The sequence below is a fragment of the Haloglycomyces albus DSM 45210 genome (assembly GCF_000527155.1).
GTDB classification, from domain to species: domain Bacteria; phylum Actinomycetota; class Actinomycetes; order Mycobacteriales; family Micromonosporaceae; genus Haloglycomyces; species Haloglycomyces albus.
The window spans coordinates 526618-551176 of the sequence record NZ_AZUQ01000001.1 but is presented as its reverse complement, the minus strand read 5'-3'; the positions used below and the strand labels follow the sequence as shown (position 1 = coordinate 551176).

Sequence of the window (24559 nt, the reverse complement as noted above, 5' to 3'; positions counted from 1 at the left end):
GGTGTACCCGTTCCTTCCGTTCAGGTGGGGTCGGGACGGGATTGTGGTCGGAGGGGGAGGAGCAGGGTGGCCCCGGCAAGGAGCAGGAACCAGACCGCGAGCGCGGCCCACCCCCAGGTTCCGGCCTCGAGGACGAGGCCGATGGCGGCGGGTCCGGCGACGGTGGCGGCGGCGAACCCGAAGTTGAAGAAGGCCAGGTATATTCCGGCCCCGTTGTCGGGTATGCGCGACTGGGCGAGTCCCCAGGTGCCGGCCGTGTGCCACAGTTCAGCCCCGCTGAGTGCGATGAGCAGTGCCAACAAGACGGCGACAGCGGCGATCGGCGGTAGCAGGGCGGAGAACGGGATCAGCGCGCACACGGCAGTGAGGACGAGTCCTGCCAGTGCCAGGCGGGCTCGCGCCGTCGCGGGGTCTTCCGTGCCCCGGCTGAAGGGAATCTGGAAGAGCACGACCATGACGGTGTTGACGACCAGGAGCAGTGGTGAGACCCATTCGGGCGCGCCGGTTTCGCGTGCCAGCCACAGGGGCATTCCGATCCCTAGCACGAAGGCGTGCAGGGAGAACGCACCATGGAGGACTGTCAGAACCATGAACCAGCGGTCGCGGGCGACCGCGCGGGCCTTGACACGTTCCTTGCGCGGCACGGGAACATTGGGGAGTCCCCGGACGATCAGGGCGGTGGCGAAGAAGGCGACAACGGTGATGCCCAGGACGGAGCGGTAGGCCGTCGGGGTGCCGACCGCGGCGGCGAGTGCGGCCGGGGCGGCACCGAGCGCGAAGCCCGCGTTGCGCAGGCTGCGCAGGGCCGCCATGGCGTTGACTCGGTCTTTCTCGCTGGGCGTCAGCTGGAGGACGAGGGCCTGGGTGACCGGTCCGGTGGCCCTGCTGACCAGGCCCGCGAGAGCCACGGCCACGACAGCGGAGACGAAGTCCCAGGCGAGGAGCAGGGCGGCGAACGACAGCGCCCGGTAGACGAAGAACACCGTCAGCGCCCGCGCCGCGCCCATCCGGTCGGCCACGGCGCCCAAGGGGAGGAGTCCGACGAGGGAAGCCACTCCGGCCACCGACAGCGCGATGCCGACCTGGGCGGGCGGCAGTTTCACGGCCAGTCCGAGGTAGAGCGCCGAGAAGGCGAGGTAGACGCCTAGACCGATCGAGTCGGTCGCGATGGCGAGGTAGAGGCGGCGCAGGTCGGGTCCGCTGTGGAAGACGCCTCGGAGGTCGTCGGCGGTTCTCCGCAGGGCAGACGGCGCGCGCTCGGACGTCGTGCCGGTCTCCTTGTGCGAGTTGGCGGTCATGCGGAGTCCTCGTGGTCGCCGGCGTCGAGCGGTGTGACGGTGAAGGACACGGCGTCGTTGACGAATTCCAACCGCTCGATCGCTTCGGCGGTGCTGCCGGCCGTGATGGTGTAGCAGGCGATGCACCCGCCCGCCATGCCGACTGGGCGGTAGACCTCTCCCGGCTGGACTCTCAAGCGGCGCTGGACGATCCAGTCGGCCGGGATGTCACGGTCGTGGACGGTCTCCAGACGGCCGGGCGGCGAGTAGAACATGGCGAATCCGCCGTGCGGTCCCCGGCGCTTGTATCCGTCGTCGGGACGGGTGTCCTGCGACAGGGCGACCATGGCGTTGAAGAGGTTGACCCCGGTAACGGACTCGACCAGAGGTACTATTCCACCGCCGCCGGCGCGGGCGGCCACCTCGTTGAAGATGAACTCGCCGTTGTCGTCGAGGAACGCTTCCAAGTGCAGGACGCGGTTCTCGACGCCGAATGCGTCAATGACGTGTTCCAGCAGGTTGTTCGCCCGGTCCAGGATGACCGGGTCGTCGACGGTGACCGACAGCAGCGTATCGCCGGTGGTGAAGGAGAGGGTGCTGGCCAGGTACTCGGAGGTGACGCTCGCGATCGGCGTCCTGTCGCGAACGGCGACGTCGATGTGGAAGAGCCGGTGGGGAAGGAACTTCTCGGCCTGGTATCCGTCCGGCTCGCCGTCGATCTCGGCGAAGGTCTTGGCCGCCTCCTTCGCGTCGGAGACGATGTGGATTCCCCGGGAGCCGGTGCCGCCGCAGGGTTTGAGTACCGTCTTACCGTGCTCGGCGGCGAAGTCCGCGGCCTCATCGGCGGTAGCCACGGCGGCCCACGGAGCGACGGGAAGGCCCGCCCTCTCGGCGGTGGCCTTCATTGCGGGCTTGTGGCGGAAGGGCGCCACCTGGGCCGGCATCGGCCCGAGGATACCCAGTTCCTCCCGAAGGCGGGCACCGTCGTCGAGGAGCGTCTCGGTGAAGACCTCCAGTCGGTCGATTCCCTTGACGCGCCGGATCGTGGCGATAAGCGAGTCTCTCAGCGCGGAGTCGGCCAAATCGATCCCGAGGACCGCCGAGCACTCTCCAGAGCGCGGCTGCCCTGCCTTTTCCGGCGTGGTCAAGAGAGTGACGTCGTAACGGTCGGGATCGAACACCGGGGCCCCGACCGGCGTCCGGTAGAGGTCGTAGCCGGCGTAGTCGAGGAAGACCACCCTCTCGCGCCCGACGGCTTCGAAGCGGATGTCGAGCCGCTTTTCGATGTCCTGCACGTTGTCCAGGCATTCGGCGGGTGTCGCGCCGGTGACGGTCATACTGAGCAGGTGTGGGTAGCGCCTGGGGTCGGCGATGTCTCCCGGTCTGGCGCGCAGGGCCATGGTCTTGAGCCGGTGGGTCTCCTCCTCCATGATCTGGTTCGTGTCGGCGATGTGTGCCAACCTGACCGGACGTGACGGCAACGGTCTCATCCGCCCACATACGGCGTTGCGGGGTGTCGCGTCGCCGCGTATCTTCAACCCGGCGGCGATGCGGTAGATGGACTCGATGATGTCGTGATCGCTCGCGGCCAGGAACATGCGGCCGATGGGGCCGCCGAGGCGTGCGTTGACCTCGATGCACACCGGACCGTTCGGGGTCAGCTTGATTTCGGTGTGGACGGCGCTGTCGGTCAGCCCGACGGCGCGGATGACGTCGGTGGCGTGGTCAAGGACCGTCCGCTGCTTTTCGCCGGACAGCGATGAGGGGTAGAGCAGGCCTTCTTCTATGAACGTCTCGCCGAGGGCGAGGCGGTCGACCACGGCCAGGTGGTGTATCTCGCCGTGCGAGACGAGTGACTCGACACTGGCGTAATCGCCTAGGCGCGGATCGCTATGCCACTGTGCACCCTCCAAGAGGGTCTCCAGGGTATAGAGGTCTTCGCGGACGAGGAAGGCATTGCGGTCCGCGTCGGCCACGGCCGTCTCATATACGGCGCGTAGGTCGTCAAGGTCGCGGACTTTTCGGACACTGAAGCTGGCCGCTCCGTTGACCGGTTTGAAGACGGCCGGGAATCCGACCTGCGCGGCGGCCGTCTCGAGGTCGTCCGGTCCCGCGATCGGGTGGCAGCGCATATCGAGCACACCGGAATCGATGAGCGTGCGACGCTGGAGGAGTTTGTTCTGCGCGATTCGGACGGCTTCGGGCGGGTTTCCGGGCAGCCCGAACTCGGCGGCCAGATCGGCCTGTGGCTGGATGAGCAGTTCGGAGAACGCGGCGATACCGTCCAGCGGTTCGATGCGGTGTGCGGTGCGGACTGCCTCGTACAGCTCCTCGACGGTGCCGCAGTCGGTCCAGGTTCCCTCGAATCGTTCGGACCAGGTGGCCTTCATGGACTCGGTGTCGACCGGGCCCCACGAGTGGATGTAGACGACGCTGAGTCGCCCGGTGACGGCCTCGGCCGAGTCGAAGGTCCCCGGTAGGGGGTGGCCTCCGGCTCCGGCCAGAGCGAGTAGGTGCGGACCTCGGCCTCGACCGGGTGGAACGTTCTCGACGTTGGACACTGCAGCTTCTCCTTTCGGAGGTCAGGTGGCGGGATGGACGGCAACGCGGACAAGGCGCGCGGCCTCGTCCGCGGCCCGGGCGGCCCCATCGGAGGACTCGGAAACGGTGTAGATGAAGCCGACGCGGTCGCTGTTGGAGCGTGGTCCGCTCACAGGTGCGCCGACGTCGGCGTCGAGGACGATGTCGTGGACGCCCGGGAGGTGGCGGGCCTCGGTGGTGTCCACGGCGGTGAGTACACCGGCTGTCGGGGCCACTATGCTGCGCAGGCAGGCGAACCGGCTGGGGGTGAGAGGTTCGGGAGTGTCGCCGAGCGCCATCGCGACGACGCCGTCGTGGACGTCGGCGTCGAGGACGAGGCTCATCTCGCGAGGCACCGGACCTCCGACGAGCCGTGGGTTGATCTCGATGATCTGTGGACCGTCCTCGCTAAGGACGAGCTCCACGTGCAGGTGAGAACGGCGCAGCCCCACGGCCTGTACGGCGGTCATCGCGGCTTCGGCGATCTTGTCGGCCACGGGCGGTGCCAGCCGGGCGGGGAACGTGCCGCCCAGTTCCACCGGGTGCGGTGGGGGAGCGGTGATCCGGTCGGCGCAGCCGAAGACGTGAGCCACTCCGTCACAGACGTACATCTCGCAGCTGACGATGGGCCCTGGCACGTATTGCTCGACAAGCACCCTTGTCGCGGTGCGGGCCGATCGCCCGTCGTCGGATACCGCGAGGGCCGCGGAGGCCAGGTTTCGGGTCTCCTCGGCGTGATGAGCGATTCCCACTCCACGGTTGCCGTAGCCGTCAACGGGTTTGATGACGACGGGAAAACCCAGGCCCTCGGCTGCCGACACGGCACCGTTCGCGGTGGAGGCGGCGGCGAAAAGCGGCTGGTGAATCCCCGCGTCTTCCAGCCGGCGGCGCATGGCCTCCTTGTTGTGGGCTCGGTTCACGGCCGTGGGGTCTTCGCCCGGGAGCCCAAGTTCGGCGGCGGCGTGAGCCACCGCTTCGGCGTGCGCCGAGCTGAGCGTGACGATGCCGTCCGCTGGTCGCGCCCCCGGAATGCCGCGCACGGTCTTCGCCAGCGCGCTCCCATCGGCGGTCTCGACTCCTGTCAGGACGTGGTCCACCTGGTCTAGGACGGACTGGTGCCGTTCCGGTCGATAAGGGTCGAGGGAACCGACGGCGACGGTGACCTCGTGGCCGAGCCGTTTCGCGGTCGCCGCGAGACCGAAGGGATCGAAGGACGGCGACTCGGCGATGACGATATGTGCCACGGTCACCCTTCCGTCGTCCGGCAGATGAGGTGCAGATAGCGCCACTGCGGCCGGTGCCGGGGCAGCACGGCCGAACCGATCGGTTCGAATCCATTGGTGCGCAGAGTATCGTCGGCTTCTTCGGCGGTGAACTCGCGGGAGAATCGACCGTCGGGTGCGGTGTGGAGCATGCCGGGCCCGGCATCGTCGGCACGGAGGAATAGGCAGATGGCCAAGAGGCCCCCGGGCTTTAGGAGTCCGTGGAGTCGTCCCAGGTAGCTCTCGTAGCGGTCAGGGTGCTGATGGTGGAAGGAACCGTTGTCGAGGACGGCGTCGTACGCCCCGGGGAGGTCGGCCGCGGCCACGTCGGCGCAGACGAACTCGACCTTCGTGCCCCACGACCGGGCAAGATCTTTCCAGTCGGGGAGGTCCACCAGGTCGATGCCGGTGACCGTGTGGCCGTGCCGCAGAAGGATCTCCGTGTCGAGGCCGCGCCCTGCTCCGACGTCCAGCACTCGCGACGGTGAGGCGAGGGCGTCGTGCAGCATGAGCGGAAGCCTGCGGCTCTGCTCGTCGTGGCTCCAGGAGTCGCGCCGCTCGGAGTACCAGGATCGGAACGATCCGGCGAGGATCTCGTCGTAGTCCGCGACCGCGATGTTTTCGTCTGTGGTGCTCATCGTCCCAACCTCTTCCATTCCTCCGGGGTGCCGGTGTCGGGGAAGACGGTGGCCACCACCTGGTGTTCGGGGGCGCGTTCGGCGATCCGCCGGGCGATGACGAGGTTGGCCGCCGCGGAGCTGCCGATCCGGACGCCGGTCTCGTCGAAAAAGGACGCCATCGTCTCCAAGCAGTCGGGGTAGGAGACCGAGTGGTGCTCCACATCGTCCTCGTAAGTGCTGATGAACGGTTGCCGGACGCCGTATCCCATGCCTCCCGATCCGGCGTATTTCGGCCGGGTGTCGGGCGCGTGGTCGGCACCGTAGGGAAGCTCGGCGGGAGTGACGCCGACGGCGCGGACATCGGGGTGGCGGCGTTTGAGAGCCCGCCACACGCCGATGAGGCTGCCGCCGGTTCCGATCGAGGCGACCCAGGCGGCGGGGCGCCGACCGTGCAGTTGCCGGAGGGTCTCCGCGCCTGTGGTGGCCTCGTGGAAGTATATGTTGACCGGATTGCGGTGCTGATAGAGGAAGGTCCATCCGGGGTCGTCCGCGGCGATGCGGCGAGCGGTGTTGATGACCTCGTAGAAGCCCTTTTCTTTGGGGACCAGTTCCACCTCCACTCCGTATCGGTCCAGGTCGTCAAGGAGGCTGCGGGGGCTGAAGTCAGAGAGAATCACCTTGGCGCGCAGTCCGAGCCCGTGGGAGAGCGCGGCGATGGCGCGCGAGAGGTTCCCGCCGGAGTACTCCAGGATTCTCAGGTCGTCGAGAGGGCGTTCGCCCCAGAGCCGCAAGGCATCGCCGAGCAGGGCGTAGGCCACGCGGTCCTTGATGGAGCGTTCGGGGTTCTCCCACTCGCACTTGGCGAGGACGCGGGCGCCCGTACCGCTGTGCGGTATCTCCATGAGTGAGGTGTTTCCGAGGTCGACTCCGAACTTCCCGAATGCGGGGTATCTGTCCCCGAGGGCGTGGTAATCGGTCTCGAGCTGCGACTCGGACCTCAGGTCGAGGTCTGCGTCGAGCCGTGGGACGGTCTCGTGCGGTTCCACTGTCGGCTCCCGTCTCGGTTAAATCGAGGTATGTAAGATCAGGGTTTGATCGATGCTCTTTGTATCACACGGACTACAAGGGGCACAAGGACGTGTCAAGAAGGAAGAGCGACAATCGATGTCGTCAATAAATGTGCAAACTTATTATTGCAGGCATTTACAGATTGTGAAATACTAATCGGGATCTGACACGGTGTTACCCCGTTGGATCCTCACAGGACGGCCCCGACAACCGATAGGAGCCTCAGTGCATACCGTTTCCCTGCCGCAGAACCCCTCCGGACACTCTGCGCCCATCACCCACGTGGCGCTCGCCCGGAGCGGAACCAAATTGGCATCGTCCTCCTACGACGGCTCCGTGGCCGTCTGGGACACCTCCGAACCTGAGAAGCCGGTCCTGGCCGGCTTCCTCCGCCATCGCCGCCTCGTCAACTCCTCCGCATGGAATCCCGTCGACCCCGACGTACTCGCCACCGCCTCGGCGGACAAGACCATCGGAATCTGGCACGTGGGCGAAGCGGGAATGTTCCGACCCCGACTGACGGCCGTCCTGGCCCGCCACACCGACGACATCAACGCCGCCGCGTGGATGCCCGACGGCAAACGTCTCGCCTGCGTGTCGGAGGACGGACGCGCCACCTTGTGGGACACCACGACCGGCGAACTGCTCGGGGAGATCGGATCCCACACCGCGCACTGCATGGCCGTCTCCATCAGCGCACACGGAACGGTCGCCACGGTCGGCGAGGACGGCCTGGTGTCGGTCGTCGACCCCGACTCCGATCGGCCCGCCGCCACACGGAGCTACGACTCCTCCATCGAGGGCTGTGCCTGGTCCCACTCCGGGCAATTCCTAGCCCTGACCTGTGACGACGGAAAAGTCGAAATTCTGGACGCGGACCTGCACACCACCTCGTCATTCGCCATCTCCACTTCGGCCGCACGCTCGGCGGCGTGGACGGAGGACGACACCCACCTCGTCGTCGGCACCTACGACGGGACGGTCCGCGTCGTGTCAGCCGATGGAGCGGAAATCCGCACCTTCGAGGACGAACGGCTGTGGCCGCGTTCGGTCGACGTCTCGGGAGAGGTTATCGCCGTCGGCGCTTTCTCCAACCGGCCGTTCCTATTCGACCTCGCCACCGGCCGGACCCTGAGCGAGTCGGACCGGCCCAATCACGGGCCCAACGCCCTGACCGCCGAGGTCGGAACGGCGTCGGTCGGCTGCGACTCGGGGACCGTGTTCACCTTCCCGCTGGAGGACGGCCCGGCCACTGCACGCGCGGCCGGCAGCGGGCCCGTCCTTTCCCTCGCCTACGCCGCCGGCCGGACCTACGCGGGAACCTACGCCGGGGACGTCCGCGAGGTCGCCGAAGAGCCGGGCGGAGTCGGTCCAGGACTCGAGGCCCCGGTTCCCTCCCTCATTCCCTGGGACGGCGGACTGGTCGCGGGCACGTACAACGGCGATCTCTACCGCCTGGACACCACCATGCGGGTCCGGGAGAAGAGGGCTGCGGCGCACGGCGGCTCGATCAAGTCCCTCTTCCCCTTCGGAGAGGCGTTCCTCTCCGCCGGAACGGACGATGAGATACAGGTCGGCACCATGGACGAACGATCCTGCCTGTGGCGGCACGGCAACCTCGTGAACGACGTCGCCTCCCTCGGCGACAAGGTCATCGCAAGCGGTTCCCGGGACCACACCGTCAAGGTCGGCGTAGTCGACCGACATAATGGACAGTGGACCGCCGACCGGGTCCAGACCTTCCTGGGTTCCGACGAGTCCGTCAAGGCCGTCGGTCTCCTCGGCACACCCGATCGGCCGATCGTCGTCGCCGGGTCCTACGACTTCAACCTCTACTGCTGGACGGTCGACTGGGAGGACTCCTCCCAGTCGATCACCAGCGGCCGCGTCCTGGCCACCTTCGGCCAAGCCGTCTCCTGCCTGGCTCCCGCCGGAGACGGGCGGCTACTCGCCGCCGGATGGGACGGTCGCCTACTCCTCATTGGATTGAACAACGGCGAGGCAGAGGTGGTCCGCGAGTGGAGCGTCGACGACTTCGAGCGCGAGGCGTCGTCATGAACGAAGACAACGGAAACGAACCCTCTATCCGGGCACGCGTGAAGATCGCCCTCGACCGCGCGGGGGGAGCGGCCGCCGAACTGGTGAGCTTCTCCGGGCTGCCCGGACCGTCCGGTGAGCATATCGCCGTCGTCTTTCCCTCCGACAGCTCCGAAGAACCCGCTTACGTCCGAGTGCACAGTGAATGCCTGACCGGCGACCTACTGGGCTCCACCCGGTGCGACTGCGGACCCCAGCTACAAGAGTCGGTGGAACTGTTCGCCCGCCGAGGAGGCGTGCTCCTCTACCTCCGTCAAGAGGGACGCGGAATAGGACTGTACAACAAATTGGACGCCTATGTACTCCAGGACAGCGGACTGGACACCTTTGAGGCGAACCGGCACCTCGGACGCGGTGAAGACGAGCGGAGCTACGAGGCCGCCGCCGCCATGCTCCGCCTACTCGACGTCGGTCCGATCCGGCTGGTCACCAACAACCCGGAGAAAGTAAGGCAACTAGAGGAACAGGGCATCGCCATAACAGAACGAATCGGGACGGGCGTTTTCGTCACCGAGGCGAACCACCGTTACCTGGCGGTCAAGGCCGCCAGCGCCGGACACGCCATAGCACTGAGCGAGGAGGACCAATGAGGCTGGAAGACGTGGACTCCTCACCCCATTTCCGCCACGAGGCCGACCTCATCGGAGAGGAACTCATGCGTCCCCGCGGGAAAACCCTCCCCCGGGACGAACCGGAAAAACTCGCACGGACCGTCGAGGACCCCACCCTCGACCTCGCCGTGCGTCTACGCGCCGGTCAGATCCTCGCCGCCATCGGCGACCCACGCCCCGACACGACCGACGCGACCTGCCACGTCCCCTCCGCCGTCACCGACATCGGACTGCATCCCAGCCTGGCCGCGGACGTCGTGTGCGAATGGGAACACGTGGGAGTCGAAGAGGACTGGATACTCAAGGAAACCCCGGTCCACCGGGTCCGCCTCGAAGAGTTCTGGATCGCCCGCTACCCGGTTACCAACGCCCAATGGTGGCGCTTCCTACGGGACAGTGGCCACGAATCGAGACCGACCACGTGGTACCTCGGTGCCTGTCCCTGGGATCGCTCAAACCACCCCGTCGCCGGAATCGAAGCGGCCGACGCCGACCACTACGCCCTCTGGTGGAGCGAACGGACCGGACACCCATGGCGGTTGCCCACCGAGACCGAATGGGAATACGCCGCCAAGGGACCGGAAGGACTCGAATATCCCTGGGGCAACACCTTCGACCCGACGAAAGCCAACACCAGAGAGACCGGGGTCCACACCACCACACCAGTGGGAGCGTTCCCCGCCGGAGCAAGCCCGTTCGGCGTGATGGACATGGCGGGCAACGTAGAAGAGTGCACCTCCGACGACTACCGCCCGTACCCCGGCGGACCCGCCATCGACGACCACCTCACTCAAACCAGAGGTCGCTACCGGGTTCTGCGCGGCGGAGGGTTCTCGCGCTTCGGGGACCTCGCCCGCACACGCCGCCGCCACGGCCCCTTCCCCAGCCCGCTGTACCCGGCCGGTCTCCGCCTGGCAACCAGCCGGAGACCCCCGACCTCCCAGGAGAACTGATGCTCGCAGAAATTTCTTTGAAAACCCCGGTCGACCGGGAGGCGGTGTTGGACGCGCTCGCCACCGGATTCTTCTACGTGGAGCACGGACTGCCGGAATCACTGCTCGATGAGGCCTATGCGATGCTGCGGACGTTCTTCGAACTGCCCGAAGAAGAGAAGACGGCCGTCAGGACGTCCGGCAGCAACGGCCAGTCCGGCTACACTCCGTTGCTGGTGGAGACGCCTGAGGTGTCACGCGTGGCCGACTGGAAGGAGCTCTTCCACTGGGGCCCGGCGATTCCGTCGCACCATCCACTGCGGACCGCTTATCCTGACCGTTACCCCGATCCGGTATTCGCCGAGAGTCTGGTTCCCGGGATGGGCCGGACGCTGCTGGAACTCCATCGGCGTATGAAGGAGTTCCAGCTCTCGGTGGTCGCCGTACTCGGTGAGGCGCTAGGCGTCGGTTCCGAGTACTTCGCCGAGATGCTCGACGAGGGCCCGACGGTGAACCGTGCCGCCTGGTATCCGGCCATGGACGACGCCCCACCCGGAACACACCTCTGGGCGGCTGAGCACCAGGACTTCGACCTCATCACCGCCCTGCCCCGCGCCACAGCCGAAGGGCTCGAAGTGAAAGGGCCGGATGGTGGTTGGATCCGCGCGTCGGCCGGTCCCGCGTACGCCGTGGTCAATGTGGGCATGGTACTGGAACGGCTCACCGGTGGGCTGGCCAAGGCGGCCGTCCACCGCGTCGTGGCCGAAGCCGAGCAGGAGGGCCCGCGGTTGTCCATCGTCCAGTTCTGCCATCCGACTCCGTGGACGGTCGTGAATTCCTCCGACATCGAGGTGGAAGGGCACCAGCCCGTCCGATATCCGGCCTTGACGGCCGATGCGCTGTTCAGACGGACCATGTTTCGTATCAACCGGATTGATGGGAACGACACCGATGCCTGACGTGAGTAGCGAACCGTGGCGCGCGGCGGTCAATAACGTCGGTCTGGTGGTTTCGGAGGTCGAGGGGGACATCAACGTCATGGCGGCCGAATGGGCGTACTTCGTCAACAAGGAGCCGTTGCAGATCGCCGTCGTCCTGAGCCCTGTGTCGGAGACCCGTGCGGCGTTTGGAGTGGGTTCGGAGTTCTGCCTGACGTTCGCCTCGGCCGACCAGGCCGACCTGGCCGACTTCGTCGGCAACTTCCACGCTTCGGACCTCGCCAAGACCAGTTCGGCCCGCCTGGAGTTGCGGGATTCCGACAAGGTGTCCGTGCCCTGGGCGGACGGTGGGACCGCGGCGTTCGAATGCCGCTGCGACATGGCCGTGGAACTACCGGTGCACCGCTTGCACATCGCCGACGTCCTCCAAACCCACATATCGACGGAACCGGCGGACCCGTTGGTCAAGCACGGGCGTCTGCGGCGGCTCGGCGGCAGAGCCGGGGGCGCGTCCGTCGTCGCTGGTGCAGAGCTTCGAGGTCGGACGCTTCGCGTGGCGGCGGTGTCGCGCGTTATGAGCGAGCCCGACCATTGGGAGGTCGGCTTCCGGACGAGCAGTGGAGACGTTGACCTGGGGGTCTTCACGTCGACCGCCTATGGTGAGATGGTCGTCGATCTTCCGGCGCCGGAGGGAATCGCGCCTGGAGACAGGGTGTTCGTGCACCGTGACGGAGCCGAACCGGGCGAGGCCGTCGTCTCCTCCCGTCAGGACTGACTCCGGTTGGACCACGACCTCCGGCACAGGACGAGGCGGTAGCCGTCGGGGTCTTGCACGGTCTCACCCCATGTGTCCCAGTAAGGATTGTGCGCCGCAACCCTCGTTCCCCCGCACGCCTCGAGGCGGGCGAGAAGGTCCGACGGGATGTCGTTCTCCAGATAGAGCACGAGCAGGTCGTCCGGGGTGGGTGAGGGAGAGATCGGTTCATCGGGATTGCGGGTCAGTTCGAGATGCCAGGCTGCGTCTACGCTTCCCACCATGAGAAGCGAATGTTCGGCGGTGCCTTCGACGGCGTCGTGGCGAAACAGGACGGAGAGTCCGACTCCGTCCACCCAGAACCTCTCTGCCTTGGCAAGGTCGAGCGACGGGCGGGCTATACGGAGATGAGTAGTGGGTTCCATGGGCGACATCGTACTCGCAGGAGAGACTCGCCCGGTGTTCACCGGGCGCCCATCGGAGCCTCCAATAAAGGCGAAGCCGGCGACGTCGACGGAATTCGGGGCGTTCTGTGGCCCTGCCGTCGTACGAGCCGGCTCTTAGCGTCCGTATGGCCACCCGAGCCGCCTGCCCATATGAAGGTAGAGGCATAGTAATTTCAAAATTAGTCAGTGTCTATTAATGGTTTTCGAAATTCACTTCCAGCGGTTTTTCGCATTCGTTCGAAGCGTCGTTTGGCCCGCGACTTCGTCAATCCGAGTTGTGAAGGCGACCCGGTAGGGCGCTGACATCGATAGTAGACAGTGGCCTGCGGCCGGACACGGGTATGATATCGGGCCCGAACAGCGGTCCTGCGATGGTCGTGTCACCTCGATTCAGGTCAATCCCTTGAGCGACCGCCTCGAGCCGTCGGTTTGTGTTTAGGGAGTCGCCGGACGACCGGTCGGCCACGGTTGGACCTCTTCGGCCAGCTTGGCGACGGCGAGCACCAAGTCGTCGGAGTGACGCGGTCCTATGATCTGCATACCGACCGGGAGACCGTTCGACGTGAGCCCCACCGGGACGCTGATCGCCGGTTGCCGGGTCATGTTGAACGGGTAGCTGAATCCCGCCCACCGCTGCCAACTCGACAATCCGCTACCCGGCGGGACGTCGTATCCGGCTTCGAACGGCGGGATCGCCACCGTCGGCGTGATCAGTACGTCGTGTTGGGCGTGAAACTCTCCCATGCGGATGCCGAGAGCCGCACTGACGGCGAGTGCGTCGAGATACTCACTGGCCGAGTGGGTCAGGCCCTTTTCCCAGACCTGCTGCAGACCGCGGTCCAACTTCTCGACCGATCCCTCGGGGAAGCTGTCGATCCACTTGGCCGCACCGGTGGACCATAGCAGTTCGAACGCCTCGACCGGGTCACTGAAGCCGGGGTCGGACTGTTCCACCAGCAGGCCTTCGTCGTTCAGCGCTGCCACCGCCGAGCCGACGATGTGGTCGACCTCGGGGTCCACGTCGAGGTAGCCGAGGTTTGGTGAGTACGCCGCGCGTAGTCCGCGTACATCCCGTCGGACGGCTTCCCGGTAAGCGGCCGGCAGTGGCGGAAGCGCGGTCGGGTCGCGATAGTCGGGAACCGCGAGTACGTCCAGCAACAGTGCGATGTCGTCTACCGAGCGCGCCATTGGTCCGGCGTGTGCCAGTGGTCCGAACGGGCTCGCCGGGTATAGCGGGATCCGGCTGCCGGTCGGTTTGAATCCGACGATGCCGCAGAATGAGGCGGGTATGCGCACTGAACCGCCCGCGTCGGTGCCTACTGAGAGTTCGCCCATTCCGGCGGCGACGGCGGCCGCGCTGCCACCGCTGGATCCGCCTGGGGTGAGTTCGGGGTTCCACGGGTTGCGGGTGATGCCCTCCAGCGGGCTGTCGGTGACTGCTTTCCAGCCCAGTTCCGCGGTGGTGGTCTTGCCGAGTAGTACCAGCCCGTGCTTGCGGAGTCTGGCGGTCACCGGGCTGTCGGTGTTCCAGGATTGTTCCGGGTCGATGCAACGGGAACCGCGCAGTGTCGGCCAGCCCTGAGTGAGGAACATGTCCTTGATGGAGGTGGGCACGCCGTCGAGCCATCCGGTGGGGTTGCCTTCGAACCACCGTGCTTCGGAATCCCTGGCGCTTTTGAGTGCCGCTTCCGGATCGACCAGACAGTAGGCATTGTATTTACCGTCGAGTTCGTTGATCCTGTCCAGTGCGGCCTTGGTGGCTTCGACTGGGGATATCTCTCGAGTGGCGTAGGCAGCGGCGAGTTCGCTCGCGGTTTGCACGGTATCGGTGTTGGCTGGCATGTTTCTCCTCAGGCCGCTGATGATGACGGTACGTAACCCAGGCGCTTGTCCACAATGTTCTGTAGTGGTCGTCCCGCGCGCCATCGTTCGTAATTTTCGATGAACCTTTCGACGAGGGTGTTGCGCCAGCCGACGACGTCACCGGACATGTGCGGTGTGATCATCACATTGTCCATCTGCCACAGCGGATTATCCGCCGGCAGTGGTTCGGTGTCGAAGACGTCGAGTGCCGCGCCCGCGATCTCGTTTGCTCGCAGCGCGGCGATCAGGTCGGAGGTGACCACCAGTTCGCCGCGGCCGACGTTGATGAATCGGGCACTGGTCTTCATCGCGGCGAACGCCTGCGCGTCGAAGGCGCCTTTGGTCTGTTCGGTCAGTGGGGCGATCGCCACCACGAAGTCGGCGTCGGGCAGGTGAGTGGTCAGTGTCGACGATGGATATACGATGCCGAAGTCCGGGTCGTTGTCGCGTGCGGTGCGGCCGAAGCCGCTGACCTGCATTCCTGCGGCACGCAGTATTCGGGCGGTCGCCCGTCCGATCGGTCCGGTGCCCATCACCATCGCTCGCCGTCCCTCGATACGTTCGGTTTCCCGATGCAGCCATCGGGTCTCGTCCTGCAGCCGCAGCGAGCGCGCGAAGTCTTTGGCGAAGGCGATCACGACACCGAGGACGTATTCGGCTATCGGACCGTCGAACACCCCGCGCGAATTGGTGAGTACGACATCGCTGTCCTGTATGCCGGGGAAGATGACCGGGTCTACCCCGGCGCCGGCAATGTGGACCCAGCTCAATCGGTCGGCGGCGTGCCAGGCGCCGGGAAGGGCCTCGGAGAGGAAGTCGTAGACGAAGAGCACGTCGGTACCGGGCAGGGCCTCGGCCAGGCCCTCGTCGTCCGTGTACCGCACTGTCGCGGATTGTTCGATGCGTTCCATGCCGTCTGGCAATCGATCGCCGCACAGCACTGTTATTACCGGTGAATCTTCGCCGACCATGGTTGACACTCTAGAAGTAAGTCGTATGATTGTCAACAATCCGAGGATTTACCCCGGAGGTCACTTCTGTCGGATACACCGGGAGGCTGCCTTGGATTTGACAGAACTCGATTTCCTGGAAGTCGACGGCCCGCTCGCCCAGCGAGGAATCGGCGTGATCGCGCCCTTCGACCTCGCATTGGAGAGGGAGCTGTGGCGCTGGGTGCCCATGGAGGTCACCTTGCACCTGGCCCGCACTCCTTATGAGCCGCTGCCGGTCAGTGCTGCGATGGCCCGGCTGGTCAGCGACAGTAGGCACATCGCCGCGGCCACGCGCGACGTGTTGCAGGTGGAGCCTGAGGTCGTCGCGTATCTGTGTTCGTCGGGCAGTTTTGTCAACGGGCTCGACTACGAACGTTCGCTGGTCAAGGCGATCTGTGACGCCGGCGCGCCTGCCGCGGTGACCACTTCGGGCGCCCTGGCCGAGGTGTTGCATCAGCTCGACGTCCACCGAATCTCGGTGTTGACGCCGTACGACGCCGACTTGACGATCAAGCTGCACAGCTTCCTCGCCGAACTGGGCGTGGAGACGCTATCCAGCGATCATCTCGGCCTCGGTGGCGGCATCTGGAAGGTCGGTTACCGCACCATCGCCGAGCGAATCATCGCGGCCAACCATCCCGACTCCGAGGCCATCTTCGTCTCGTGCACCAACCTACCCACCTATGACCTGATAGAACCGCTCGAAAGTGCGCTCGGCAAGCCGGTGCTCACCGCCAATCAGCTCACCATGTGGGCTTCTCTCAAGCGAATGAATCTTCCGAAAGTCGGCCCGGGGGAGTGGCTGCGTGAAGTGACGTGAAATAATCTTGTATTATTGTCGACAATACAGGTGGAGGGGTTTATGACGACTATCGGCATGGTCTACCCCGATCACGCCGCCGAGGACGATTACCCGTTCGCGGAAAGGCTGTTCGGTTCGGACGTGCGACTGCCGGTCGCCCACATCTACGGCACTGATCTGCACGCCGTCCCCGAGCTGCTCGACCTCGGTGCACCGCAGCGGTTGGCCGAAGGCGCGCGACAGTTGGTCGAGCACGATCCGGACGTCGTCATGTGGGCATGTACCAGTGGCAGCTTCGTCTACGGTTGGCAGGGCGCCGGCGATCAGGTAGCCGGACTGTCCGATGCGGCCGGAGGGTTGCCTGCTTCGAGTACGTCGTTCGCGTTCGTGCACGCCGCACGAGCCTTGGGGGTGCGCACCGTCGCCGTGGCGGCGAGCTATCCCGCCGACGTCGCCGCGCTGTTTGTGGATTTCCTGGCCGCCGGAGGCATCGAAGTCGCCGCGATGTCCAGCCATGACGTCGACACCGCCGCAGAGGTCGGCAGAATGACTCCGGAGGCCGTCACCGCGCTGGCGAACGGATGCGATCGGCCCGAGGTTGACGCGCTCCTGGTTCCGGACACTGCGATGCGCACTCTCGCACTGGTGAACACGATGGAAGAACGCATCGGCAAGCCGGTGCTCACCGCCAACCAGGTGACCGTCTGGGAGGGCCTACGCCTGGCGGGATCGCCGCTGACGTCGGATTCGCTCGGCTCGCTGTTTCGCATTTCCCCCAACGACATTCCCCCTGACAACACAGCAGTGGAAGGCATATGAGCATGTACATTGCCGGTATAGAACCGGTCGACCGAGAATCGACGGCGGGAATCATCGCCCACCGACTGCGCGAGGCGATCATGACCGGTGCGCTGCCACCGGGAGCCCAGCTCGGCGAGGCCGAACTGGCACGCCGCTTCAACGTGTCGAGAGGCCCGCTGCGGGAGGCGATGCAACGGCTGGTCTCGGAAGGTTTGCTGCGCAGCGAGCGATACCGTGGTCTGTTCGTGCTCGACCTCGAGCCCGCCGACGTGCGCGACGTCTACGCCGCGCGTTCCGCGATCGAACGGGCCGCCGTCATCGAGGTGATGAACGGCGATCGGGAACAAGCGGCCGCTCTGCTCGACGAGACGGTATGGGCGATGGTCGCGGCCGCCGAGAAAGACGACCCGACCGCGCTGTCCGACGCGGACCTGCGATTCCACGAGGTGCTCATCAGGGCGTCGGGCAGCAAACGGCTGAATCGGATAGCACGCACCCTGCTCATCGAGACCCGGATGTGTCTGTCGCTGCTCCAGACCACTTACCAGCGGGTAGACGAAAGGGTCGCCGAGCACAGCCGGATCTTGAACGCCATCCGGGAGGGCGACACCCAAACGGCTCTCGCCCTCCTGGAAGACCACATGGAGGACGCCGTCGGGCGCTTGGCTCCGGGGATGACGCTCCGCGGCTGAGGGCACGTGACACCAGATGTGGTGCCACGCCTTATCCGAGCGCGGTCGCGATCTCCGAACCGAGTGCCGACGTGGTGGCCGAACCGCCGAGATCCGGAGTGACCACGGATCGTTCGGCCACCACGTCCGACACGGCCTGGTCTATTGCCTGTGCCGCGTCGGTTTCACCCAGATGCTCGAGCATCATCGCCCCGGCCAGCACTTGGGCCACCGGGTTGGCGATGCCCTGCCCCGCGATGTCCGGCGCGCTGCCGTGCACCGCCTCGAACATGGACGGATGATCGCTCGGCGGGTTGACATTGCCCGACGGCGCCAATCCGAGACCACCGGTCACCGCGGCGGCGAGATCGGAGAGAATGTCGCCGAACAGGTTCGATCCGACGATCACGTCGAGGCGCTCTGGCTGTTGCACCATCCTCGCGGCGAGCGCATCCACATGGCATTGTTCACTGTCGACACTCGGGTACTCGGCCGCCACCTCGGCGAAGATCTCGTCCCAGAAGGGCATCGAATGGATCAAACCGTTCGACTTGGTCGCCGAGCACACGCGGCCCGATCGACTCGTGGCCAGTTCGAAGGCATAACGGATGATCCGTTCGACGCCGACCCTGGTGAACACGGACTCCTGCATCACGAACTCGTCTGGCTGACCGGCGTTGTGCCGTCCGCCGATCGCCGAGTACTCGCCTTCGGAGTTCTCCCGCACGATCACCATCTCGAGCTCGTCGGCGGTGCGGTCGGCCAGCGGGCTTGCCACGCCCGGTAGCAGTCGCACCGGACGTAGGTTCACATACTGCGCGAACGCCCGTCGCAGCGGAATCAGCAGACCCCAGAGGGACACGTGGTCCGGTACGCCGGGATAGCCGACCGCACCGAGGAGGATGCCGTCGAATCCGGACAGCTTCTCGATGCCGTCCGTCGGCATCATCGCCCCGGTACGGGCGTAGAGTTCGCAGCTCCAGTCGAACTCGGTCCACTCCAGACCGAACCCGTGCCGCTCGGCGGCACGGTCGAGCACCTTGCGTGCTTCGACGGTAACGTCGACTCCGATCCCGTCACCGGGAATGCTTGCTATGCGATATACCTTCATGTAGCCACCGCGATGTACTTGGTCTCGAGGAACTCGTCGATGCCCACGGTGCCTCCCTCACGACCGAGGCCCGACTGTTTGACGCCCCCGAACGGTGCCGCCGGGTTGGACACGATGCCCTGGTTCAGCCCGACCATTCCGGCTTCGAGCCGCTCGGCGACTCGCAACGCACGCTTAATGTCACTGGTGTAGAGGTAGCTGACCAGGCCGTATTCGGTGTCGTTGGCCATACGGAGCGCTTCGTCCTCGGTGTCGAACACCGAGATCGGGGCGACGGGGCCGAAGATCTCCTCCTTGGCCATCCGGGCTTCGGTGGGCACGTCGGCCAGCACCGTCGGGCGGTAGAAATGACCCGGACCGTCCACTGCCGAACCGCCGGTCAGCACCTTGGCGCCACGCCCGGTCGCGTCGTCGACCAGGTCGGTCACCTTCGACACCGCCGCTTCGTTGATGAGCGGTCCGACCGTGGCGCCCTCCTCGGTTCCGCGTCCGATCGTCTGCGCGCCCATACGATCGGCCATTCGGCGGGAGAACTCCTCGGCCACGTCTCGCTGCACGTAGAACCGGTTGGCGGCGGTGCAGGCCTCGCCGATGTTGCGCATTTTGGCCAGCATCGCGCCGTCGACGGCCGCGTCCAGATCGGCGTCGTCGAAGACGAGGAACGGGGCATTGCCGCCCAACTCCATCGAGGTGCGTAGTACCTTCTCGGAACACTGCTCCAAGAGTGTGCGTCCGACCGCGGTGGAGCCGGTGAACGACAGCTTGCGCGCCCGACCGTCCCGAATCAACGGCTCCATGACACCGTTCGAGTCGGTGGTGGTGAGTACGTTGACGACGCCTTGTGGCAGTCCGGCATTGGCGAGGATCTGTGCCAGCGCGAGCATGCACAGCGGTGTCTGCGAAGCGGGTTTGATCACCGAGGTGCATCCGGCCGCGATCGCCGGGCCGAGCTTGCGAGTTCCCATGGCCATCGGGAAGTTCCACGGAGTGATCAGCAGCGACGGTCCGACGGGCTGCTTGGCTACCAGGAAACGACCCGTGCCGTTCGGGGCCGTGGCGTAGCCACCGTCGATACGTACCGCCTCCTCGGCGAACCAACGGAAGAACTCTGCGGCGTAGCCGATCTCGCCCCGTGCCTCGGCCAGCGGCTTGCCCATCTCCAGGGTCATCAGGAGTGCGAGCTCGTCGACTCGGGAGGTCAGTTCCTGGTACGCCCGGTGCAGAATCTCACCGCGCTCGCGCGGTGGGTGGTTCGCCCAGGAATCCTGGGCGGCGACCGCGGCGTCCAAGGCGGCGACACCGTCAGAGGGAGAAGCATCGGCGACCTGGCAGAGTACGTCGCCGGTGGCGGGATCCCGCACCCCGAAAGTCTTTCCATCGGTGGCCCGGGTCCATTTGCCGCCGATGAACAGCTCCTTGTCTACGCTGTCAACGACGTTGGTTTCACTTGGCATCGAATTTGACTCCTTTCTCGCTTTCAGCGTCCCACGGTTGCTACGCGGACTGAAATATAATATTGTCAACAATCTACGACCCAAGCCTACTCGGCTTGTTCTCGCCCGACGCCGAAGCATCAGTTAGGAGCACATCGTCATGGCTCAGCTTTCTCCACTCCTCAAGCAGGCAACGCCGGTCGTCGCCGATCACGGTGAGGGCGTCTATCTCTATGACGCCGACGGTCGCCGTTACCTGGACTTCACCGCGGGGATCGGCGTGACGAGCACCGGCCACTGCCATCCGCACGTCGTGCAAGCCGCTCAGGAGCAGGTCGGTAAGCTGATCCACGGCCAGTACACCACCGTGATGCACCAGCCTCTGCTGGAACTGACACGCCGCTTGGGCGACGTGCTCCCCGCCGGGCTCGACTCCCTGTTCTTCTCCAACTCCGGCAGCGAAGCCGTCGAAGCCGCACTGCGGCTCAGCCGCCAAGCGACCGGTCGCCCGAACATCGTGGTCTTCCAGGGCGGCTTTCACGGCCGAACCGTAGCGACCGCCACGCTAACCACCTCCGGAACCCGATTCAGTGCCGGTATTTCGCCGCTGATGTCGGGCGTGCACATGGCACCCTTCCCTTACGCCTACCGCTACGGCTGGGACGAGAGCACCGCCACCGAGTTCGCGTTGCGGGAATTGGACTACCTGTTCGCCACGGTTACCTCACCCGCCGAGACCGCCGCGTTCTTCATCGAACCGGTACTGGGCGAAGGCGGCTATGTTCCTGCCAACCCCGAATTCCTTGCCGGCCTGCGACAGCGCGCCGACGAGCACGGCATCCTGCTGGTGCTCGACGAGATCCAGACCGGTTTCGGACGCACCGGCAAGTTCTGGGGACACGACCACTTCGGAGTCCACCCGGACGTCGTGTTGATCGCCAAGGGACTGGCCAGTGGATTCCCACTGTCCGGTATGGCCACGTCGGAGGAGCTGATGTCCCAGGCCTGGCCGGGTTCGCAGGGTGGCACCTACGGCGGCAATGCGGTGGCCTGCGCCGCGGCGGTGGCTACCTTGGACGTGATCCAGAGAGAGGGGCTGGTCGACAACGCGGCCGACCGTGGTCGCCAGTTGCTGGAAGGGGCGCGGCATATCGGCGAAAAGACGCCGTTGATCGGTGACGTTCGCGGTCTCGGTCTGATGGTCGGCTCCGAGTTCACCACCCCGGACGGTCAGCCGGACACCGCGACCGCCCAGGCGGCGCAGAAGGAAGCCGCCGCACGCGGCTTGATGCTGCTGACCTGCGGAGCCCACATGAACGTAGTGCGGATGATCCCACCGCTGGTGGTCGACGCCGCACAGGTCGACGAGGCACTGGACATCTGGTCCGAGGTCGTGTCCTCGGTCGCCAAGTAGAGAGACTCCACTATGGCGCGTTATATCACGATCGCCCTGGAGAAACGGGGCGTCTCCTGCCGTGCCGAGCTGCTGGACGCTGAGGCACCGCGCACCTGCGCCGCGGTATGGGACGCACTGCCGCAAAGCGGCGCGGCCTACCACGCCAAATACGCTCGCAACGAGGTGTATACCTTGGTGCCGCCGTTCGCCGATCCCAAGGTCGGGCGGGAGAACCCCACGATCACTCCGATTCCCGGTGACGTGGTGTACTTCGAATTCGAGCCGTGGGAGATCGGTAATCCCGCCTACGGCTACGACGAAGGCAGTGAGGCGCATGGTCGTCGGGGCGCCACCGACCTGGCGATCTTTTACGGCCGGAACAACCTGTTGATCAACGGCGACGCGGGCTGGGTGCCCGGCAACGTGTTCGCCACGATCGTCGAAGGGCTGCCGGAGATGGCCGCTGCCGCACAAGATCTCTGGCTACGCGGTGTCATAGGCGAGACCTTGTCCGTCGCCAGGGCGCAGTGAGCTTTTGGGACGCAGCGATGGGCGGTGGTCAATCAGACTGCCGCCCATCGCTATAAGGTTCAACGCTGGGCGCTATTGGCCCCTGAATGCAACGGAGGATCACAGATCCGAGCCTTGACCGAGTGACTAAGGGGACGCATTGCCGCTATAGCCGTCGATGAGGATCGGAACCCGGACCTCAACTACTCGCGCCAACGTCACACAACGGCACGTCACGAGCAACTCGCGATGGCCTCGGTACCGTTCAACCGGTTGCTCGGTCTGGGAAGCTGTGGATGTCGCTGGTGGTCGAGTTCAGTGTCGGCCGCACGACGAACAACCGCGTGCTCACGTCTCGTCCCGGACCCATAGAATGCCCAACGACCAAATGCCCCGGTCAACCCGCCAGTTGATCGATCAGAGCCTGCAGTGCCAAGGTGTGGACCTCGTCTGTGGACAGCAGCAGAAGGTCCCGGTACACCTCCGTGTCAAGCGGCAGGTAGACCACCGAGGACATATCGTGTGCCTGGGGTAGGCAGGCGACGGCCAAACCCCGGCGCACCAGCGACAACTGGGTCTGGTGGTCGGCAACGTGGAACGAAACGTCGAGCTCGATACCTTCCCTGCGTGCGATTTGCTCTATCGCGCGATGCGGGTCCGAACCCTGCGCACAAGTGGCCCACCGTGCTTCGGCGAGATCTCTGATGCTGAGGCACTTTTTGGATTGCCAGGGATGATCGGTAGGGAGAGCGATGTAGAGATCGTCCCGACCGACGTTTCTGGAAACGACACCGGCGGGCAAGGACAGCGGCACGGTGCTCCACGATTCCGCGAGCACCAGATCCATGGAGCCGGCGGCGAGCTGTTCCAGGTGGTCGGAGGTTTCGCCGTCCGTGACGGTCACGCGGACCCGAGGGTAGTCCCTGAGAAAGTCGGTCAGCTTGTCTCCCAGCAGGCCACGGATAATAGATGCTACCGACGCGATCCGGACATGGTCCACATACGTCTCGTCCCGGTGGAGATCGTTCTCGGCCCGCTGCATGATATCGGCGACCTGATGGGCGTAATCGGCCAGTAGACGTCCTCTAGTAGTGAGGCGAAGACCGCGTCCGTCCGGAACGACGATCGTCGCCCCGGCCTCGGCCTCAATACGCCGCAGCTGCTGCGACACTGCGGGGCCGGTCATGTGCAGTGCCCCGGCGGCGTCCTTCACGGAACCGGTCCTGGCCACGACGTTGAGGATCCGCAGACGGTCCCAATCCAAATTCATAAGTGTAGGTTATCAGTAATCAGTAGCAATCAGAAGTGGTACTAATCGGTGAATCGAACTACCGTCTAGGCATGCCTCTTTCCCGCTCTCTTCCGCCACAGGACCGTCTGCGTACCGTGGAGGTGACCGATCGACGTACAACGCTCGGCGCGTCCACATTGGTCCTGGCTGGAGCGTTGTGCCTGTCGATTTCGGCGATCCTGGTGAAGCTCGCGGGAGTCGACGCGGCAACGACGGCGGTGGCCCGATGTGCGATCGCCGTCGTGGTGTTGGCTCCCTTGGCTTGGAGAGAGAAGGCACGGGTGCGGGCCATGTCCCGACGCGGCGTGCTCTGGTCCATCGCGGCCGGCGCAGCCCTGGGCATCGATTACGCGGCCTGGACGGCCTCGATCTACCATGTGGGAGCGGGAATCAGTACAGTGTTGATCAACGTGCAGGTCGTGATCCTGCCTGCGTTGGCGTTCCTGATCGACCGGGAAAAGGTCTCGCGACGCTTCCTCATCACGCTGCCGCTGATGCTGTTCGGCATCAGCCTGGTGGGCGGTCTGTGGAACGAGTCCCTGCGCGGCCCCGACACCTTCCTGGGCGTCACTCTTGGTGTGTTCGCGGGCTGCGGATACGCCGTCTACCTGTTCATCACGGGGAGAGGGACACGCGGGGATCCGGGCTTGTTCGCCCAGCCGTTGGCCTGGGCAACCGCTTCGGCCGCTCTGGCAACCATCGTGGTATCGCCGCTCTCCGGCGGCATCGACGTCACCGGAATCTCTCCGCGCTCATGGGCCCTGCTGGCGACCTTGGCGGTCGTGGGCCAGGTTTTCTCCTGGCTATTCATCCATCATGGCGGCTCCACGCTCCCCACGACGACGACCAGCGCTCTCCTTCTGGTCCAGCCGGTCCTTGCCCTCGGGCTCTCCGCGCTTGTGCTGAGCGAGCACCCCACCCAACTTCAATTGGGCGGAGCAGTGGTAGTCGTCGGAAGCGTAGCGATCGCGAACGGACTGCTGTTTCGCAAACGCGAACTCCCGTAGACGCCTCTTCCAGAAAGACGGTCGACCGCGTGCGGCGGTGGGCGGTCGACGTCTGGGAACGTACCGGTCAGGCGGACTCTTGTCGACACGACGGGCA

22 protein-coding genes are annotated in these 24559 nt (G+C 65.5%); 11 read left to right on the top strand and 11 right to left on the bottom strand.

Features of this window, described 5'->3' with window-relative positions:
• Window positions 1-20 precede the first annotated feature (20 nt).
• From HALAL_RS0102710 to HALAL_RS0102690, 5 genes are read right to left on the bottom strand one after another with little or no spacing between them, the layout of a single operon-like run.
• Entirely contained in the window at window positions 21-1298 is a 1278-nt protein-coding gene (locus tag HALAL_RS0102710; RefSeq protein WP_025272529.1) for an MFS transporter, read from the bottom strand.
• Window positions 1295-3838 carry an ATP-grasp domain-containing protein gene (locus HALAL_RS0102705; protein WP_025272528.1) on the bottom strand — a complete coding sequence of 848 codons (2544 nt, stop codon included), beginning with the start codon at window positions 3836-3838 and terminating at the stop codon, window positions 1295-1297. The genes HALAL_RS0102710 and HALAL_RS0102705 overlap by 4 nt, the downstream gene beginning before the upstream one ends.
• A 21-nt stretch (window positions 3839-3859) precedes the next feature.
• Complete coding sequence (locus tag HALAL_RS0102700) at window positions 3860-5101, bottom strand: ATP-grasp domain-containing protein (RefSeq protein ID WP_156937567.1); 1242 nt, start codon at window positions 5099-5101, stop codon at window positions 3860-3862.
• Between the two features lie 2 nt (window positions 5102-5103).
• Window positions 5104-5757 carry a class I SAM-dependent methyltransferase gene (locus HALAL_RS0102695; protein ID WP_025272526.1) on the bottom strand — a complete coding sequence of 218 codons (654 nt, stop codon included), beginning with the start codon at window positions 5755-5757 and terminating at the stop codon, window positions 5104-5106.
• Window positions 5754-6785: a PLP-dependent cysteine synthase family protein gene (locus tag HALAL_RS0102690; protein ID WP_025272525.1), complete on the bottom strand. Its 1032-nt coding sequence runs from the start codon at window positions 6783-6785 to the stop codon at window positions 5754-5756. Before HALAL_RS0102690 ends, HALAL_RS0102695 begins: the two co-directional genes overlap by 4 nt.
• Window positions 6786-7032: 247 nt before the next feature.
• On the opposite strand from HALAL_RS0102690, the gene HALAL_RS0102685 reads away from it, so the two are divergent.
• Genes HALAL_RS0102685 through HALAL_RS0102665 form a run of 5 tightly spaced genes read left to right on the top strand, consistent with a single transcriptional unit; the run spans window position 7033 to window position 12160 of the window.
• On the top strand, window positions 7033-8865 hold the full coding sequence (locus HALAL_RS0102685; RefSeq protein ID WP_025272524.1) for a WD40 repeat domain-containing protein: 1833 nt from the start codon (window positions 7033-7035) through the stop codon (window positions 8863-8865).
• Window positions 8862-9494 (top strand): GTP cyclohydrolase II, encoded by a 633-nt coding sequence (locus HALAL_RS0102680; protein WP_025272523.1) that lies wholly within the window; start codon window positions 8862-8864, stop codon window positions 9492-9494. The genes HALAL_RS0102685 and HALAL_RS0102680 overlap by 4 nt, the downstream gene beginning before the upstream one ends.
• Window positions 9491-10468, top strand: a complete 978-nt coding sequence (locus HALAL_RS0102675) for a formylglycine-generating enzyme family protein (protein ID WP_025272522.1) — start codon at window positions 9491-9493, stop codon at window positions 10466-10468. The genes HALAL_RS0102680 and HALAL_RS0102675 overlap by 4 nt, the downstream gene beginning before the upstream one ends.
• Window positions 10468-11406: an isopenicillin N synthase family dioxygenase gene (locus HALAL_RS0102670; RefSeq protein ID WP_025272521.1), complete on the top strand. Its 939-nt coding sequence runs from the start codon at window positions 10468-10470 to the stop codon at window positions 11404-11406. The genes HALAL_RS0102675 and HALAL_RS0102670 overlap by 1 nt, the downstream gene beginning before the upstream one ends.
• Entirely contained in the window at window positions 11399-12160 is a 762-nt protein-coding gene (locus tag HALAL_RS0102665; RefSeq protein ID WP_051462703.1) for a flavin reductase family protein, read from the top strand. Before HALAL_RS0102670 ends, HALAL_RS0102665 begins: the two co-directional genes overlap by 8 nt.
• On the opposite strand, the gene HALAL_RS0102660 is transcribed toward HALAL_RS0102665, so the two are convergent.
• The 3 genes from HALAL_RS0102660 to HALAL_RS0102650 all read right to left on the bottom strand — a co-directional run bounded on the left by HALAL_RS0102660 (window position 12151) and on the right by HALAL_RS0102650 (window position 15419).
• On the bottom strand, window positions 12151-12573 hold the full coding sequence (locus tag HALAL_RS0102660; protein ID WP_035534323.1) for a VOC family protein: 423 nt from the start codon (window positions 12571-12573) through the stop codon (window positions 12151-12153). The genes HALAL_RS0102665 and HALAL_RS0102660 overlap by 10 nt on opposite strands.
• A 447-nt stretch (window positions 12574-13020) precedes the next feature.
• Window positions 13021-14427 carry an amidase gene (locus tag HALAL_RS0102655; protein ID WP_025272518.1) on the bottom strand — a complete coding sequence of 469 codons (1407 nt, stop codon included), beginning with the start codon at window positions 14425-14427 and terminating at the stop codon, window positions 13021-13023.
• Between the two features lie 8 nt (window positions 14428-14435).
• A complete protein-coding gene (locus HALAL_RS0102650; RefSeq protein ID WP_025272517.1) occupies window positions 14436-15419 on the bottom strand; it encodes a D-2-hydroxyacid dehydrogenase in 984 nt (327 codons plus the stop codon).
• 91 nt (window positions 15420-15510) lie between these two features.
• On the opposite strand from HALAL_RS0102650, the gene HALAL_RS0102645 reads away from it, so the two are divergent.
• From HALAL_RS0102645 to HALAL_RS0102635, 3 genes are read left to right on the top strand one after another with little or no spacing between them, the layout of a single operon-like run.
• Complete coding sequence (locus HALAL_RS0102645) at window positions 15511-16260, top strand: maleate cis-trans isomerase family protein (RefSeq protein ID WP_025272516.1); 750 nt, start codon at window positions 15511-15513, stop codon at window positions 16258-16260.
• Between the two features lie 42 nt (window positions 16261-16302).
• Window positions 16303-17061 (top strand): maleate cis-trans isomerase family protein, encoded by a 759-nt coding sequence (locus HALAL_RS0102640; RefSeq protein WP_025272515.1) that lies wholly within the window; start codon window positions 16303-16305, stop codon window positions 17059-17061.
• Window positions 17062-17063: 2 nt separating this feature from the next.
• Window positions 17064-17735, top strand: a complete 672-nt coding sequence (locus HALAL_RS0102635; protein WP_025272514.1) for an FCD domain-containing protein — start codon at window positions 17064-17066, stop codon at window positions 17733-17735.
• Between the two features lie 31 nt (window positions 17736-17766).
• Here HALAL_RS0102635 and HALAL_RS0102630 read toward each other — a convergent pair whose 3' ends face one another.
• Entirely contained in the window at window positions 17767-18825 is a 1059-nt protein-coding gene (locus tag HALAL_RS0102630) for a tartrate dehydrogenase (protein ID WP_025272513.1), read from the bottom strand.
• Window positions 18822-20279 (bottom strand): NAD-dependent succinate-semialdehyde dehydrogenase, encoded by a 1458-nt coding sequence (locus HALAL_RS0102625; protein ID WP_025272512.1) that lies wholly within the window; start codon window positions 20277-20279, stop codon window positions 18822-18824. The genes HALAL_RS0102630 and HALAL_RS0102625 overlap by 4 nt, the downstream gene beginning before the upstream one ends.
• A gap of 139 nt (window positions 20280-20418) precedes the next feature.
• Between HALAL_RS0102625 and HALAL_RS0102620 the strand changes: the two genes are divergently transcribed.
• Both HALAL_RS0102620 and HALAL_RS0102615 read left to right on the top strand, forming a co-directional pair.
• Complete coding sequence (locus HALAL_RS0102620) at window positions 20419-21672, top strand: aspartate aminotransferase family protein (protein WP_025272511.1); 1254 nt, start codon at window positions 20419-20421, stop codon at window positions 21670-21672.
• Between the two features lie 12 nt (window positions 21673-21684).
• Window positions 21685-22185: a DUF3830 family protein gene (locus HALAL_RS0102615; protein WP_025272510.1), complete on the top strand. Its 501-nt coding sequence runs from the start codon at window positions 21685-21687 to the stop codon at window positions 22183-22185.
• Between the two features lie 376 nt (window positions 22186-22561).
• On the opposite strand, the gene HALAL_RS0102610 is transcribed toward HALAL_RS0102615, so the two are convergent.
• Entirely contained in the window at window positions 22562-23434 is an 873-nt protein-coding gene (locus tag HALAL_RS0102610; RefSeq protein ID WP_029767263.1) for a LysR family transcriptional regulator, read from the bottom strand.
• Window positions 23435-23505: 71 nt separating this feature from the next.
• On the opposite strand from HALAL_RS0102610, the gene HALAL_RS0102605 reads away from it, so the two are divergent.
• Window positions 23506-24462: a DMT family transporter gene (locus HALAL_RS0102605; RefSeq protein WP_084471824.1), complete on the top strand. Its 957-nt coding sequence runs from the start codon at window positions 23506-23508 to the stop codon at window positions 24460-24462.
• Window positions 24463-24559 lie beyond the last annotated feature (97 nt).

Bases quoted from the DNA above. Each gene is read 5' to 3' on its own strand.
- HALAL_RS0102710 (WP_025272529.1), bottom strand. From the start codon at position 1,298: ATGACCGCCAACTCGCACAAGGAGACCGGCACGACGTCCGAGCGCGCG.
- HALAL_RS0102695 (WP_025272526.1), bottom strand. From the start codon at position 5,757: ATGAGCACCACAGACGAAAACATCGCGGTCGCGGACTACGACGAGATC.
- HALAL_RS0102680 (WP_025272523.1), top strand. From the start codon at position 8,862: ATGAACGAAGACAACGGAAACGAACCCTCTATCCGGGCACGCGTGAAG.
- HALAL_RS0102675 (WP_025272522.1), top strand. From the start codon at position 9,491: ATGAGGCTGGAAGACGTGGACTCCTCACCCCATTTCCGCCACGAGGCC.
- HALAL_RS0102670 (WP_025272521.1), top strand. From the start codon at position 10,468: ATGCTCGCAGAAATTTCTTTGAAAACCCCGGTCGACCGGGAGGCGGTG.
- HALAL_RS0102665 (WP_051462703.1), top strand. From the start codon at position 11,399: ATGCCTGACGTGAGTAGCGAACCGTGGCGCGCGGCGGTCAATAACGTC.
- HALAL_RS0102660 (WP_035534323.1), bottom strand. From the start codon at position 12,573: ATGTCGCCCATGGAACCCACTACTCATCTCCGTATAGCCCGCCCGTCG.
- HALAL_RS0102655 (WP_025272518.1), bottom strand. From the start codon at position 14,427: ATGCCAGCCAACACCGATACCGTGCAAACCGCGAGCGAACTCGCCGCT.
- HALAL_RS0102650 (WP_025272517.1), bottom strand. From the start codon at position 15,419: ATGGTCGGCGAAGATTCACCGGTAATAACAGTGCTGTGCGGCGATCGA.
- HALAL_RS0102640 (WP_025272515.1), top strand. From the start codon at position 16,303: ATGACGACTATCGGCATGGTCTACCCCGATCACGCCGCCGAGGACGAT.
- HALAL_RS0102635 (WP_025272514.1), top strand. From the start codon at position 17,064: ATGTACATTGCCGGTATAGAACCGGTCGACCGAGAATCGACGGCGGGA.
- HALAL_RS0102630 (WP_025272513.1), bottom strand. From the start codon at position 18,825: ATGAAGGTATATCGCATAGCAAGCATTCCCGGTGACGGGATCGGAGTC.
- HALAL_RS0102625 (WP_025272512.1), bottom strand. From the start codon at position 20,279: ATGCCAAGTGAAACCAACGTCGTTGACAGCGTAGACAAGGAGCTGTTC.
- HALAL_RS0102620 (WP_025272511.1), top strand. From the start codon at position 20,419: ATGGCTCAGCTTTCTCCACTCCTCAAGCAGGCAACGCCGGTCGTCGCC.
- HALAL_RS0102615 (WP_025272510.1), top strand. From the start codon at position 21,685: ATGGCGCGTTATATCACGATCGCCCTGGAGAAACGGGGCGTCTCCTGC.
- HALAL_RS0102610 (WP_029767263.1), bottom strand. From the start codon at position 23,434: ATGAATTTGGATTGGGACCGTCTGCGGATCCTCAACGTCGTGGCCAGG.
- HALAL_RS0102605 (WP_084471824.1), top strand. From the start codon at position 23,506: ATGCCTCTTTCCCGCTCTCTTCCGCCACAGGACCGTCTGCGTACCGTG.